We start from the raw sequence: 15,698 nt of genomic DNA, 5'->3' as shown, positions 1-15,698 counted from the left end.
ATTCCTTTTATTTTCCATTACTTTTTTCTTTTTTCTTAAAATAATAATACTTTTCAATTACATGTCGCCGAATAATCGCTAAATTTTGGAAAAGTCTCACACCAAAGGCAAATACTGCAGCCAGGTATAAATCAATTCCCAATTGTAAACCAATGAAAGCTAAACATGCTGCTAATATACTATTAAACAAAAAACCACTAATAAAAATTTTGTCATCAAAATTTTTTTCGAGATGCGCACGGATGCCGCCAAATAGCGTATCAAATACCGCAAGTATTACAATTGACAAATAACTTGTATATGCGTCAGGAATTTGAACATCTGTTAGCAATCCTAACATAACCCCAAATAGTAAAAAAAGAATAGGTAACCACATTATTTTTCTCCATCCGTTTCTTTAGCATCTTCTACATCAACTGAATTCAAGCGGATTTCCTCGTCATATGCAGGAAGTGTAAGCTCTTCTTTCGTTACACTGGTTAAATTGATGTTTTCAGCGGCAAATGCATCGCGAATATTACTATATTCAATATAGCTTTGTAACTTTTCAGGATTATCAACTAAGACAGTAATATCAAAAGGTAGAGAAGGAATTGGATGATTATTGACATAGACACTACCATTAACATCGCGTATCGCTGTAAGACTTATGATACGTTCATTTTCTATCGCAGTATCCATAGCACCGTACTTATTTAACTCGTTCATGAACCTGCTTAAAAGTTCCGGTGACATTGTTGGATATGCTTGTCTATTGGGATCATCCTGAAACAAAGGGGCTAATGTAAATACAATACCTTTCCCTTCAGCTTTTATAAATCCCGTTTCCTGTTTTAGTTTTTGGACCGATTTTTTTAACGTTTCGATCGTTTCATTTACAGACTCTTTCTCATACTTTTTAATAATCTTTTCTGATTCTTGAATATCAGCATATAATTTTTGCTGTACTTTTTGTTGCTTTTGAATATCAGCTTTTAATTCCCAAGTATCCCTTGTGTCCCTCGTATCTATTTTCTTTGGTTCTTGGAAAAACTGAAATGATATGGCAATAATAAAACCAGCAAGTGCAAACATAATTAAGATGGTTATTTTATAGTTCGATTTCATACTAATCACTGTTCCCCTGCATGTTTGCCATTTATCACCAGATTATTTTCTTCGCTTACACCGACTTCAATATTTTCATTTACCAATTGATCACGAACTCCATTTGTTAATGTAATACTTGGATAGAGTACGTCAGGGTCACCAATTGCACTCACAACGAATGGTGCAGGATATTCTACACCGTCAACTGTTATCACTGGTCCAACACATGCAATATATGAATCCTTTAATACACGTTGTCCATTAATAGCTACTGCTTTTGCGCCTGCACTAAATAGTTCGTTAACAATTTTATGTATGTGACTTTCGTGTACCATATAATCATTCGCGTTTTGCTCATTAGGAATATAGTTAGCATCCCATAACGTAACCGTGACGCCATCACCACCAACAGTAAGGTCTCCATTTAAAATTTGCAATCGTTTCTTTTGTTCAACATATTTGCCAATCAGCTCCTCTTGATTAGCAAATTTAGTTTCCAACTCCTGAATTCTTTGCAAGTTTTCTTCTAATTCATCCCGTAGCTGTTTATTTTTATCAACTAATTCAATCGCTTGTTGGCGAAATTGATAATTTTCTTCCCACTTTTTTTCTGACAATTGGACAACTTTGGGATTTTCCGTTGTTTGTTGATAGCTGAATGTCACTAAAAAACCGGAAATCAACAGAATAAGCGAAATGACAGCGTGCTTACCCCTCAATTTCATCGTCCGTTTCCCCTTCTTGTGATTCTTTGTCAAATGATTCGAAATAAGCACCAACACCGATATGGACAATCCCTTTATTATCCGGATTTAGTTGAGACACAATAGATGGATAAACGTTCATTTTTTCCGAAAAGCCTCTAATCGTTCCGTCAACAAGATAGCCATCATTCATGTAGAGTAAAATTTTATATTTATTTTCATCTGTAGGTTTCCAATGAATTTCCGAGATAATATTTAAAATACTTTTTGGTAGCTTTTGTAACTCATTTGTCATCTTATGTAAATAATACTTGTCCGAAAAGTTCATTAATAGTGGTGCATCCCCGTTAGTTGTTTTTTGTTTAAGCTTTGTTAATATTTTTCCATTTCCTAATACCGGGTAAAAATCACCATTATTACTTACATAACCCACCCGTTCATATTCGTTCAATTGAATGTTAACTGTCCATGGGAGTTGTTTCTCAATTTCAACCGATTTAATGGAGGGATTTTTCTTCAGTGCATCTTTTACTTTCGCTTCATTAATTGTCCATATATTTGTTTTGGTTGTTAGTTTACTTTGGTTGATAACCTCTTTGTTTGAAACAAATTGATTACCAGTAACGGTGATTGTTTTCACATGGCTTAATGGTGATTGCAAATAGACAATGACCGCTATCAATAGGAAAAAAATAGATAGATAAAATATTAATCTTCTGTTTGCCTTCTTTTTCCGAGCTTGTTTCAATTTAGGGATTCGGTCTTCAATCGAAACAATTTTCTTTTTGCCCATTCTATTTCTTCCTTTATCAATAAATTAACAAATAAAACGACACATCAAAAATGCCGTTTCGCTTGTTACAAAAATTATATCATAGATTATGCTTGGATATGTAGTACACATTACCTTGTTTTTTTAATTTGTAAGGTCTGTCACAACAACGTTTCGTCTTTATTTGCTTTTTTCCGGCCCTTATGTACGGATAATTGATATAACGACCATATTCGAAAATGAAAAAGTGTAAAATAAAGGAGACTTTTCATCAACATATTGGATGAAAAGTCTCCTTTTTCTTTACAATTATTCATCTGTTACAAAAGCGTCTTTTTCAGTGGCCTCCATACCTTACTGTGTGGACTGACATTGACCACTTGTCCCACAGGAGTATACGTGTATTTTAGTTGCAGGGCTGAAAGAACAGACAATGCGAAAACAATTTTTCCATTACAGCGTTGAATACCGACTAACATTTAATAAAACCCCAACCGAACAAAGTGTTAGTGTCAACGAGGATCCACCATAACTTAAGAAGGGCAACGTTATTCCAGTAACCGGAATTAGCCCGATCACAACACTGATATTGATCATCACTTGAATTGTTAACATCGACACTATGCCAAGTGCTAAGAAGCGTCCAAATGGATCTGGCGCAGCTAGTGAAATTTTTATTCCCCGCCAAAATAACAGTCCAAAGAGTCCAATAACGACGGTTCCGCCAATAAAACCAAGTTCCTCACCAAGAATTGCGAAAATAAAATCCGTTTGCGGTTCAGGCAGATAAAAGTATTTTTGTATACTCTCCCCTAGACCAAGTCCCATTAATCCACCTGGTCCAATCGCATAAAGTGATTGAATAATTTGAAATCCGGTGTTTTGTGGGTCTTCCCACGGGTTTAAAAAAGCAGTTATACGATTAATCCGGTATGGTGCAGAAATAATCAGTAATAAAAAGCCTACAAGTCCAAGACCTCCAAGCCCAATGAAGTGTGACAATTTAGCACCAGCAGTAAAGATTAAGACCATACACGTTAAAACAAGTACGACACCCGTTCCTAAGTCCGGCTGCAGCATGATTAATCCGAACACAGTAAACACAAGCAAAAGCGATGGTAAAAAACCCTTTTTAAACGAAGTGATGTATTTTTGATTTGTTGCCAAATAGACAGACAAATAAATAATCAGTCCAAGCTTCATAAACTCTGATGGTTGGATACTAAATGCCCCAACCCCTATCCAACTTTGTGCCCCACCTCTTGTCATTCCAATACCTGGAACTAATACAAGCAGTAACAAGACAAAACAGCTAAACAATATAACTTTCGCATATTTATGCCACGTGCCATAAGGAATCGCCATGATAAAGAACATGCCAACAAGACCAACACCAGTAAACAATAGTTGTCGCTTCAAATAAAAAATACTGTCACCATACTTATATTCGGCCCATACATAGGATGAGCTGTAAACCATCACAATGCCAACAAGTAATAATGCTAGAATCACACCAAGTAACGTATAATCTGGTGCATTTTGCTGCTTAAATAAATTTCGAAACAAAAGAAACACCCCATATCCATGATTGGAATCGGGGCATTATTTCATCTCATTATTCAGGCCGAAGGACCGCATCCAGAATACTAGCAATCCGACCTTCGACTTCTTATCTCTGACAAAGTTTGAAACAAGCCCCTACATTAATGTATGCACAGCTTGTATAAACATGTCTCCTCTTTCTTCAAAAGTACGATACTGATCCCAACTAGCACAAGCCGGGGACAAGAGTATAACATCATTAGGATTTGACATTTCATACGCTTTTTTAACAGCTGATTCTAAATCGTGTACCAGTTCTGAATGAATATCCGCTTCATCAGCAAGCTCTTTCAATTTTTCTTTCGTTTGCCCGAATAACACCATCGTCTTAACGTTATTCAGATACGGTAGTAAATCAGCAAAGCCATTACCGCGATCCAGACCACCTGCAAGCAATAAAATTGGTTGTTGAAACGATGATAATGCTTTTTGTGTCGCCAAAATATTCGTTGCTTTTGAATCATTGTAAAAAAGTCTACCGTTAATTGTATCAACATACTGTAATCGATGCTTCACACCAGAAAAAGTTGTCAAAACGGCTTGTATCCCTTCATTTGTTGCACCACTTAATTTTGCCGCGCATACTGCGGCTAAAATATTTTCCAGGTTATGCTCACCAACAAGTACAATTTCTGCTAAATCAATTATTTTTTCTCTTTTAAAATAAATGCTACTATCATCAGCCCATGCACCATTTTCCATCCGTTTTTTGGCAGAAAACGGAACCTTTGTTGCTTTGGCATGTTGAACAGCATCGACAACAATTGGTTCTTCCGCATTATAAACAAGATAATCGTCACTGTCTTGGTTCTTGAAAATATTACACTTTGCTGCTTTATAGTTAGCAAATGTACCGTGATAGTCTAAATGTGCTTCAAAAATATTTAACAGTACGGCAACTTTAGGCTTGAACGTTTGGATACCCATTAATTGAAACGAAGAGAGCTCCACAACTAATCTTTCATGTGGTTTTAATGTGCTGGCAACATCAGTAGCAACAGTCCCAATATTCCCGGCAATCTGAACCCCTTGTTTGCTAGCCTCAAGTATCTGAGTTGTCAGCATGGTTGTTGTTGTTTTTCCATTCGAACCTGTGATTCCAATGATTGATCCTTCAACAATATTTCCAGCTAGTTCGATTTCCGTAATAACTGGAATATTACGTTTTTGTGCTTCGCTAACAATGGGATTATCATATGGAATCCCAGGGTTTTTAACGACAATCTCGATACCTTCCAAGGCAGAAAGAGGGTGCGATCCTACAATAACTTCCGCACCTGTCTTAATTAATTCTTTGACGATTTCATCATCCTTAGATGCTTTCACATCGTTAACTCGTACATGCTTATCATTGTGAAGTAATAATTTTGCTGCAGCTGTTCCGCTCTTTGCTAAACCTAAGACAAGTACATGTTGATAAGGAAAATCAGTTAGTTTTTTCAAGACAAGCCCACCTCGATATATATGCCAAGCGCACTAAAAATAAGTCCAATTAACCAAAATGTTGTTACAACTCGCCACTCAGACCACCCTAGCAGTTCGTAATGATGATGCAATGGACTCATTTTAAACACGCGTTTACCTGTTGTTTTAAATGAAATAACCTGAATAATAACGGATAGTGTTTCAATCACAAAGACGCCACCAATAATAACTAAAATGATTTCTAATTTTGTTAGGATTGCAATGGCTGCAATTGCCCCACCAAGTGCCAATGAACCAGTATCCCCCATAAATACTTTTGCAGGGTGTGCATTAAATAATAGGAATCCAAGTAACGCACCAACAACTGCTAAAGCAAATATGAGTACTTCACTTTGCGGAAAGCCATACCATGCTAAAATTCCAAAGGCTCCAAAAGCAATCACCGCTGTTCCTGCCAATAAGCCATCCAGTCCATCTGTTAGGTTAACAGCATTCGATGCACCTACTAACATAAAAATTATTAGTAATGCATAGCCCCATCCTAGTTCCCATTGAATATTTGTACCTGGAATTTGGATATATGTTGGGAAATCATTAGCGTTTAAAATAAAATAAAAGACAAGCGCGATTATTATTTGACCAAGCATTTTTTGTTTTGATGTCAGGCCTAAATTACGCTTCATTACAACCTTAATAAAATCATCTAAAAAGCCTAAAAGGCCATATCCCACGATTACAAAGATTAATAACCAAAGCTCATATCCAATCGGGGTCGAACTAATTTTACTAACCATAATTAATGACGTAATAACAACACTAATTACAATCATTACACCACCCATTGTAGGGGTGCCTGTTTTCTTCAAATGGGATTTTGGTCCTTCTTCACGAATGCTTTGTCCAAACTTTAATCGCCGTAAAAATGGAATAACTATTGGTGATAAAAGGACGGTTATTAGAAATGCGATTCCTATTGTTATGATTAATACCCATATATTCACTGTTTCTCCTCCTCGTACAAAACCGTCCATATAACTTATGGATGTATTATTGCGTTAACAAACGATTCAAACTGCATGCCACGTGAAGCCTTAAACAATAAAAGTGCATCTGGTTTTAAATAAGCTTCCAAGGCATCTATCAACTCTTTACGCGTTATAAAATGATTACAAACAATAGAAGTGTTTTCTCGGTTAACTGCTTGGGAAATCAATGCGGCTTGTTCGCCAAAAGTAAATACGGCTGATATAGAATCATCGATGACAGTTGCAACGGATTGGTGTAAATCACCAGCATGTTGCCCAAGTTCAAACATATCCCCAAGAATCAAGACTTTATTGTTAAAGCCCGTCATTTGTTTGACAACCTCAATAGCCGCCTTCATTGATGTCGGTGAAGCATTGTAGGCATCATTAATAACCGATACACCGTTCGTACCAGTTAACATTTCAAACCGCATAGATGTTAACGCCAATGTACGTAATGCCTGTATTATTACTTCCTTAGGTATCCTCAACCGAGATGCAAGTGTTATAGCATACGTTGCATTTTTAGCATGATGTTTCCCTAATAACGGAATTTTATATTCATGTCCATCAGACAAAACAAAAACAGTTTCGTTCTGATTTATTGTGGCTTGTTTAATGATGACATCATTATTTCTTTGAAACCCACATGATATAACATTAGACTTTTTATCTAGTGATTTCAATAATGCTTCATCACCATCAATAACGAGGCAACCATCTTGTTTCAGACCTTGTATGATTTCTAGCTTTGCCTTTGCAATACCTTCGCGTGACCCAAGGTATTCGATATGGGACTCGCCAATATTCGTGATGATTGCATAATCTGGTTTTGCAAGTTTAGAAAGCTCTTCTATTTCGCCAAAATGATTCATTCCCATTTCCAGTACAAGTACTTCTGTATCATTCGGCATCGATAAAACCGTTAATGGCAATCCGATATGATTATTAAAATTTCCTTCTGTACAATGAGTCCGATATGTTGAAGACATGACAGCAGCTGTGATATCTTTCGTTGTTGTCTTCCCATTCGACCCAGTTATACCAACTACAATGGGATCAACTTCTTCCCTATATGCTGCCGCCAACGTTTGTAATGCTTTTTGTGTATGATCAACGAAAAACACGGGAAAATCAGTTGGCAAAAATGCGGGCAGTTCTTTTTGTTTGTTCCACACCACCGCTACAGCACCATTTTCAAATGCTTGCTTGACATAGTCATGACCATCGAAATTATCACCAACAAGCGGAACAAATAATGCATTTTTTGTTTCTTTTCTACTATCAGTTATTACAGCATCAATCGAAATTGCTTCTAACGCTGTCCCTTTAAAATCAGTAAAAAAGCGGGTAAGCCAATTTGTCGTAAATAACATTTATCTATTCTCCTTAGCTTGAATTGCTTCTCTAGCTACTTGCCGATCATCAAAGTCATATTTCACATTCCCAATTTGCTGGTATGTTTCATGTCCTTTACCGGCAATTAACACAATATCATCAGCTTTTGCAAGTTCAATTGCGTGAATGATTGCTTCTTTACGATTTGTAATCACATCAAAATGATCTTCTTCTAATCCATCCGTCATATCGTCCAAAATGGATTGGGCATCCTCTGTACGCGGATTGTCAGATGTGAATATTGCTCGATCGGCATATTTTAAGGCAATCTCCGCCATCAACGGACGTTTAGTTTTGTCACGATCCCCACCACAGCCGACAACAACATATACGTTTTGCTTTGCAAAACCTTTAATTGTCTGTAACACATTCTCCAGCGAATCCGGTGTATGAGCATAATCCACTAATGTAGCAAATGATTGACCAGTAAGGACGGGTTCAAAACGACCACTAACACCAGTTATATTTTCCAATGCCGTTTTAATAATTGATAGCGGGATATTTGCAGCAATTGCCGCTGCACTTGCCGCCAACATATTGTATACGTTAAACATACCAATGAGTTTGCTATTGATTGCTATTTCACCCTTCGGCGTTTTTAAAATAAAGTTTGTTACGGTTGCATCTAATTGTATATCAGTCGCCATAATCTGTGCTTCGTTTTTACAACCGTAAGTTAATACATGTTGTGCCGTACTTCGTTTTAGGATTTTGCTTGCCGGATCATCCTGATTGATAATGGCAAATTTTTTCTGTTTGTCATGATAAGTATTCCCTAATTGTGCAAACAAAAGACTTTTAGCACGTAAATAATCATCCATATCTTTATGATAATCCAGGTGGTCTTGTGACAAATTTGTAAAAATCGCTATATTAAAGTCACAACCAAATACCCGTCCTTGATCAAGTGCATGGGATGATACTTCCATAATACCCGTTTCTACATTTTCCTTTACCATCTGATCAAACACTTTTTGTAAAAACAATGCATCTGGTGTCGTATTTTTCACTGGATAGCTCTCATCACCGATTTTCATCTGGATCGTTCCAATTACACCCGTTTTCTTTTTAAATTGTTTAAATATGGTCTCCAACAGATAAGTAACCGTTGTTTTCCCATTTGTTCCAGTAATACCGATTAGTGGGAATTTTCTCGTCGGGTAATCGTAAAATTTAGTTGCGAGCATTGCGGCAGCACGAGACGTGTCTGCAACAATAATGACAGGGACATCCACATCAAGCCTTTTTTCTGCTAGAATAGCAACTGCTCCATTATTAACAGCTTGTTGAACATAATCATGTCCGTCAACTGTATATCCCTTAATACAGACAAATAGATCACCACTTTTTACTTCACGAGAATCCATTTCGATCGCGTTGATTTCCATGCCCTCCATTAGGTTCGTAACGTCATAGAATGGCAATACGGAAAGAATATCAGCTATTTTCATGTTAAACATCCTAACTAAATAAAATATCCTACATATGTATTCTCATATGGATACGTTTTTAAGAGGGTGGATCCACCCTCTTTTATAATTGATTATAGCAAAATTTAATCCGATTCACGATCTTTTTTATCGGAAAAATAAATTCTGATTTTTGAACCTTGTTCTACTTTTGTTCCAGGCTGTGGTGCTTGATCAATAATATAATCACCTGCACCATTTGTTTCAATCGATAAGTTTGTCAGATATTCAGTTAGCTCACCCTTTTTAAGGCCTACTAAATCCGGCACTTCCACTTTTGGTTGGTCTGGCCATTGATAATCTTTTTCCAGCCCACCTTCTCTTGGCTCAATGCCTAATGTTCGTAAACTATCACCAATAATCGTTCCAACAATTGGTGCAGCTACCACACCACCAAATTGAACCGTGTCTTTCGGATTATCAATTGCAACATAAACAACAATTTCTGGATCGTCTGCAGGGGCAAAACCGATAAACGAAACAATATAGTTATTTTGCATATACCTACCATCTGGACCAACCTTTTGGGCTGTCCCTGTTTTCCCACCAACGCGATATCCATCAACATATGCTGGCCTACCAGAACCATTCGCTACGACATTTTCTAATGCACGGCGCACCTCTTTAGATGTCTCGCCAGAAATAACCCTATCTTTGGTAACAGTCTTAACGGAGTCAACAACTTCTTCCGTTCGTGGGTCAATCCATTCTTTAGCAATGTGGGGTTTGTATAAGTACCCACCATTCACCGTAGCTGCCACTGCCATGACCTGCTGAATTGGAGTAACAGATACACCCTGTCCAAATGACGTCGTCGCTAATTCTACTGGTCCAACATTTTCTGGTTTAAATAGAATCCCGTTTCCTTCCCCCTGCAAATCAATTCCTGTTTTCTTACCAAAACCGAAATCCCGGATATAGGAAAATAATTTTTCTTTACCTAGTTCTAGACCTAAGTTAACAAAACCAGGGTTACAGGAGTTTTGCACGACTTCTAAGTAAGTTTGATGTCCATGCCCGCCACTTTTCCAGCAATGCAAATTTGCACCACCGACAGAAATAGAACCATCGTCATCAAATGTGTCTTTTTCCAAGTCCACTTGATCTTCCTCTAAAGCAGCGGCTAGCGTAATAATTTTAAATGTTGATCCAGGTTCGTAGGTTTTCCATATAGGTAAATTACGGTCAAATATGTCTGAATCAACTTCCTGATAATTTTCTGGATCAAAATTCGGCCTTGACGACATACCAAGTATTCCACCGGTTTTTGGGTCAACCGCTATCGCCAGAGCACCATCAGGATTATATTTTGTTACGGCTAAATCAAGCTCCCGTTCCATAATGGTTTGCACTTTGGAGTTAATAGTCGTTTTTAAATCCAGACCGTCGACAGGTGACTTGTAAATGTCGGCTAAATCTTCTAGTTTCTTGCCTTTAGCATCCGAGTAAAAGGATAAACTTCCTTCTTCTCCACTCAGTTTGTCATTGTAATAGAGCTCTAAGCCCATTAATCCTTGATTATCGATGCCGGCAAAACCTAAAACATGCGCTAAATCGTCACCATTTGGATAACTTCGCTTTGAATCTTTTGCCAAATAAACACCATCAAGATTAAGTGTTCGAATTGTTTCTTCCTGCTCTTCAGAAATTTTCCTTCCCTCTGGATGAATACTTACCTGTGAACTGTTCTCGGTAACGTATTCATATGCTTTTTCAACTGACAAATCTAAAACCTTTGCCAGTTGTTCGGCAGTTTTTTGTGGATTTTTTATTTGCCTCGGCACTATTACAACGGAAGGGGCAGATACATTTTCAGCCAATATATCACCATTGGTGTCTAAAATTTTTCCTCGTTCTGGCTGAAATTCAATATCCCTTGTCCAGGAGTTATTCGCTTTGGCCATTAACTTGTCACCAATTATAAATTGGACATAGCCTAAGCGAATAATAATAACTGCGAGTACTAATAATCCACAAAGAAAAACAGTGACTATTCGTTTTCTTACGGTAACAGCAGATACACGTTTCATCTTCCATCCCCTTTTCATAGGTAGGCTTGTATCCACTATATGAACGAAGAAATATGAATAGAACACTGTTTCTTAAGGTTCGTTATGCTAGATTATATCTTTACTACTATTTTATTCCTGTGCTTTTGATTCTTCTGCTACTTTTTCATCTGTCTTCTCTTCATCTGGAAGCGCGAGTTCAACACCTAAGTAATCGTTCTTTTTCACAGATGTTCCTTCTTTGATACTTTGACTATTAACGTAGCCATTTCCCAAGGTTTCGACTTTCACCTGCAGTAAATCTGCCAGTTGCAACACATCTCGCATCGACCAGCCTGTAATATTTGGCATTGTTGGTTTGTCTGTTAGTAAAATGATCCGGTCGTTCTGCAACAGTTTATCCCCTTTTACTGCATTTGCATCTACTATTTTATTTCCTGATCCAACAACTATTACTTGTAAGCCCAGATCGGTAAGCGTTTGTTTAAGTGCTTTAGTATTTTCACCTTTTATTTTTGGCACATTAATCGAATTAACTGCTTCTTTTCCCTCTTTATCCGGTTCGATATTCAAATAACGCAAACTATTTTTCATCACATTATTAAAAACAAACGAAACCGGTACAGAACCAGATTCATAGTTTTCCTCGTCTAAATCCGGTTGTTTCACCGATACATACATCATTAGTTCCGGATCATCTTTCGGTGCCATACCTAGAAAAGAAAAAATATAGTTTTCCTGTCCTATTAAATAGCCACCATTTTCTGAATCGGGTATTTGCGCAGTTCCTGTTTTCCCAGCAATCGAATAATCTTCCAAGTTATAAATTTTACCTGTTCCGTTTTCTCCAGTTACAACAGTTCCCATTAAATCCCTTACCTGTTTTGCCGTTTCTTTAGAAATTGGATGACCAACTACTTCTGGAGATTTTTCTTTCATAACCTCTCCTGTTGCTGAGTCGGTTATCTTTGAAATAACGTATGGTTTAATCATTTTTCCATCATTTGCAATTGCCGAAGCTGCTTTCATCTGCTGAATCGGTGTCATGGTGGTGCCTTGTCCAAATGCAGTCGTTACTTTTTCAATTGGCCAATTATACAATATCTGACCAGGTACTTCTCCAGGTAAATCAATCCCTGTTTCTTGATCGATATCAAACGCTTTTAAATAATCCATGTATTTTTCCGGGCCGATTTTCTCCCATACTAGTTTAGCTGCAGCAACATTGGATGAACGTTGAAATCCTTCATCATACGTTATAGATCCCCATGACTGTTTCCAATCACGAATTGGCTTATTTCGGTCACTTATTTTGTAGCTGCCCGACTCAAACCATTCTTCCCCGTTATAGACACCTTCTTCAATTGCTGCCGACCATGTAAACATCTTCATCGTTGATCCTGGCTCAAATGGCGTTGATATCGCATCATTATACCAATTCTTAACATCCGTAGGGTTATTAGGGTTATAGCTTGGTCGATTACTCATTGCCAAAATTTCACCCGTTTTCGGATTCATCACAATGGCGGTCATTCGCTCCGGTTCATATTTCTTATCCACTTGAGACATAACATCTTCCAACAATGTCTGAATCTTTTGGTCAATCGTTAAATAGACATTGCCACCATTCTCCGGTTTTTTTATTACTTCATTTGGATCTAATAGTTTTGTATTATATTTATCTCGTTGATAAGAAATGTGTCCATTTTCACCGCTTAGAATTTTATTCATTTCATTCTCTATTCCAGTAACGCCCGTTATTTTACCTTCTTGCTTACGGGCAAAACCGAGAATTTGTGAGGCAAACATGCCATTCGGATAATAGCGAATAGATTCCTTTTCAAATTTAATCCCAGGTAAATCCAATGCATCGATTTTATCTTTTGTTTTTTGTGAAAGCTCTTTACCAGGAGTTCCGAATTCAACCTGGTCTTTGCCCTCTTTAATTCCCTTTTGTAATATATCAAGAATAAAACTTTCTTCCACATCCAATAGAGGAGCCAACACTTCCGCAGTCTTTTCCGGATCTTTTACATGGTGTGGCTCCTCAGAGTTTATCGAATATTTTTTATTAACGACTGCATAAATACGAAATGTAGGGCGATCATAGGCAAGTGTCATGCCATTCTTATCAAAAATTTTGCCTCTACCGGCATTTAAGGAATAAGACGCTGTCCGTTTTTGGTCTGCCCACTTATCAAGGGAAACACCATTAATTGCCCCTGTTGATTGAATATAGAGAAATCTGCCCGTTAAGATTAAAAAGATCGAAACAAATAGGAGAATCAAGATTCCTGACATGAAGTGTGTCGTTTTATTTTTTTTCATAACACAACCGCCTTAGTTGTTGTTTAGTGCACTTGCTTGCTTAATTTCTGCATCTTGTATTTTTAATCCATGTTTTTTAGCTATTGATGTGATACGTTCTGGTCTTGATAACTCTTTCTTTTCATAAAGCAACCCTTCATTCTTTACTTTCTGTTTCTGTATCGTCTGTTCGACTGACTGTAAATCTCGATTCATGCTATCGGTTGAGGATGAAAAAGAAACCATATATATTCCTGCTGCAATTAAACAAATACATATGATCGAATACAACATTTTTTCACCCTTCGTAATCCAGCTTGTTTTACGTACGACAGAAATTTGCTTCTCTTTTGGGGCATGTGTTGAATATGTTTGTTCCCATTTGCGAGCACTATTTTCACTCATGATTTTTTCCACCCTTCCTCATATGTAAAATCTTCATTCCATGGATTAATTTTCTCGACGATGCGTAATTTTGCTGATCGAGACCGACGATTTGACGTTAATTCCTGATCGCTCGGATTTATCGGTTTCCTAGTTATTAAATTGAATGGTGCTACATGATCTGCTGGGAGAATGGGCAAATTTTTTGGCACTTGTTTCGCGGTACTCCATTTTTTGAAGGCTTGTTTACATAACCGATCTTCAAGCGAATGGAAGGTGATCACCGAAATTCGTCCATTCACAGCGATAACTCTTGCAGCTTGGTGCAATGCATCATTAAATGCTGCCAATTCATCATTCACCGCAATCCTTAATGCTTGAAAAATTCGCTTCGCTGGATGGCCGCCTTTTCTTCGTGCAGGTGCAGGGATTGCTTCCTTAATGATTTCAACCAATTGATGTGTCGTGTGGATTTGTTCTGTAGCCCTATGCGTTTCGATTTTTCTCGCTATTTGTTTTGAAAATTTTTCTTCACCGTATTTAAAGAAAATCTTTACTAGATTTTCATATGACCATGTGTTGACAATCTCAAATGCAGTTAAATCTTGGTCCTGATTCATACGCATATCTAGCTCAGCATCATGTTGATAACTAAACCCCCGCTCTCCACGATCTAATTGTGGAGATGAAACACCAAGGTCAAACAATATACCATCTACATGTTTGACATTATATTCTAGAAGTTTTTGTTCAAGACTGCGGAAATTCGCCCGGATGAATGTGATTTTGTCCTGGTATGATGCTAGCCTTGTTTGTGCCGCAGCTAGTGCATCTACATCCTGGTCAAAAGCAACAAGTAGCCCATTTTCATTTAATTTGGAAGCAATTTGTTCCGAATGGCCTCCTCCACCAACTGTACAATCGACATATGTACCATTTGGTTTAATTGCTAAACCATCTACTGCCTCATTTTTTAAAACACTATAATGTTCAAACATAATTACACCTGCTTTTTTGCGTCAAATTAAATATCAAAGTCCATCAAATTTTCGGCAATCTCAGCAAATGATTCTTCAGAGTCATTGAAATAATCATCCCAATTTTCACTTGCCCAAAACTCAATACGATTTGATACGCCTATAACTACACATTCTTTATCTAATGTTGCGTAGTTTCTTAAAGGCTGTGGGATATTTATTCTGCCCTGTTTGTCTATTTCGCATTCGACCGCACCCGAAAAGAAAAAACGTGTGAATGCTCTAGCATCTTTCTTGGTAAGCGGGAGTTTTTTTAACTTTTCTTCCAATAGTTTCCATTCTGTCATGGGATAGGCAAATAAACATTTATCAAGTCCCCGGGTTACAACAAAGCTTTCACCAAGCTCTTCCCGGAACTTAGCGGGGACAATAATTCTTCCCTTTGTGTCAATGTTATGTTGAAATTCACCCATGAACATATGGTTCTCCCCACTTTCATGTTCCTATCTTACCACATCCCTCCACAATTCACCACTT

The 15,698-nt window shown here is 37.4% G+C and carries 14 protein-coding genes; all 14 read right to left on the bottom strand.

Going from position 1 to position 15,698, the window contains the following annotated elements:
• Positions 1-7: 7 nt before the first annotated feature.
• Positions 8-376 carry a small basic family protein gene (locus ACW2QC_RS05815; protein ID WP_457543041.1) on the bottom strand — a complete coding sequence of 123 codons (369 nt, stop codon included), beginning with the start codon at positions 374-376 and terminating at the stop codon, positions 8-10.
• Positions 376-1,107, bottom strand: a complete 732-nt coding sequence (locus ACW2QC_RS05810) for a DUF881 domain-containing protein (protein WP_457543040.1) — start codon at positions 1,105-1,107, stop codon at positions 376-378. The genes ACW2QC_RS05815 and ACW2QC_RS05810 overlap by 1 nt, the downstream gene beginning before the upstream one ends.
• A 5-nt stretch (positions 1,108-1,112) precedes the next feature.
• Positions 1,113-1,814 carry a DUF881 domain-containing protein gene (locus ACW2QC_RS05805; RefSeq protein WP_457543039.1) on the bottom strand — a complete coding sequence of 234 codons (702 nt, stop codon included), beginning with the start codon at positions 1,812-1,814 and terminating at the stop codon, positions 1,113-1,115.
• Positions 1,798-2,586, bottom strand: coding sequence for a cell division protein FtsQ/DivIB (locus ACW2QC_RS05800; RefSeq protein ID WP_457543038.1), 789 nt, complete (start codon positions 2,584-2,586; stop codon positions 1,798-1,800). The genes ACW2QC_RS05805 and ACW2QC_RS05800 overlap by 17 nt, the downstream gene beginning before the upstream one ends.
• 432 nt (positions 2,587-3,018) lie before the next feature.
• Positions 3,019-4,131, bottom strand: a complete 1,113-nt coding sequence (gene spoVE / locus ACW2QC_RS05795) for a stage V sporulation protein E (protein ID WP_457543037.1) — start codon at positions 4,129-4,131, stop codon at positions 3,019-3,021.
• 132 nt (positions 4,132-4,263) lie between these two features.
• Positions 4,264-5,610 carry a UDP-N-acetylmuramoyl-L-alanine--D-glutamate ligase gene (murD, locus tag ACW2QC_RS05790; RefSeq protein WP_457543036.1) on the bottom strand — a complete coding sequence of 449 codons (1,347 nt, stop codon included), beginning with the start codon at positions 5,608-5,610 and terminating at the stop codon, positions 4,264-4,266.
• Complete coding sequence (gene mraY / locus ACW2QC_RS05785) at positions 5,607-6,623, bottom strand: phospho-N-acetylmuramoyl-pentapeptide-transferase (RefSeq protein WP_457543035.1); 1,017 nt, start codon at positions 6,621-6,623, stop codon at positions 5,607-5,609. The genes murD and mraY overlap by 4 nt, the downstream gene beginning before the upstream one ends.
• A gap of 5 nt (positions 6,624-6,628) precedes the next feature.
• Positions 6,629-7,993, bottom strand: coding sequence for a UDP-N-acetylmuramoyl-tripeptide--D-alanyl-D-alanine ligase (locus ACW2QC_RS05780; protein WP_457543034.1), 1,365 nt, complete (start codon positions 7,991-7,993; stop codon positions 6,629-6,631).
• Positions 7,994-9,466, bottom strand: coding sequence for a UDP-N-acetylmuramoyl-L-alanyl-D-glutamate--2,6-diaminopimelate ligase (locus ACW2QC_RS05775; RefSeq protein WP_457543033.1), 1,473 nt, complete (start codon positions 9,464-9,466; stop codon positions 7,994-7,996). It lies immediately after the preceding gene.
• Between the two features lie 104 nt (positions 9,467-9,570).
• Positions 9,571-11,514 carry a stage V sporulation protein D gene (locus ACW2QC_RS05770; protein ID WP_457543032.1) on the bottom strand — a complete coding sequence of 648 codons (1,944 nt, stop codon included), beginning with the start codon at positions 11,512-11,514 and terminating at the stop codon, positions 9,571-9,573.
• Between the two features lie 111 nt (positions 11,515-11,625).
• Positions 11,626-13,821, bottom strand: a complete 2,196-nt coding sequence (locus ACW2QC_RS05765; RefSeq protein ID WP_457543031.1) for a penicillin-binding protein — start codon at positions 13,819-13,821, stop codon at positions 11,626-11,628.
• A 12-nt stretch (positions 13,822-13,833) separates the two neighbouring features.
• On the bottom strand, positions 13,834-14,205 hold the full coding sequence (gene ftsL, locus ACW2QC_RS05760; RefSeq protein ID WP_457543030.1) for a cell division protein FtsL: 372 nt from the start codon (positions 14,203-14,205) through the stop codon (positions 13,834-13,836).
• Positions 14,202-15,182 (bottom strand): 16S rRNA (cytosine(1402)-N(4))-methyltransferase RsmH, encoded by a 981-nt coding sequence (gene rsmH / locus ACW2QC_RS05755; RefSeq protein ID WP_457543029.1) that lies wholly within the window; start codon positions 15,180-15,182, stop codon positions 14,202-14,204. The genes ftsL and rsmH overlap by 4 nt, the downstream gene beginning before the upstream one ends.
• A gap of 26 nt (positions 15,183-15,208) precedes the next feature.
• Positions 15,209-15,640 carry a division/cell wall cluster transcriptional repressor MraZ gene (gene mraZ / locus ACW2QC_RS05750; protein WP_457543028.1) on the bottom strand — a complete coding sequence of 144 codons (432 nt, stop codon included), beginning with the start codon at positions 15,638-15,640 and terminating at the stop codon, positions 15,209-15,211.
• Positions 15,641-15,698 lie beyond the last annotated feature (58 nt).

It is taken from the genome of Virgibacillus sp. FSP13 (assembly GCF_054048505.1).
Note: the sequence above shows the minus strand (reverse complement) of the source record. Positions and strands in the feature narration are given on the sequence as shown.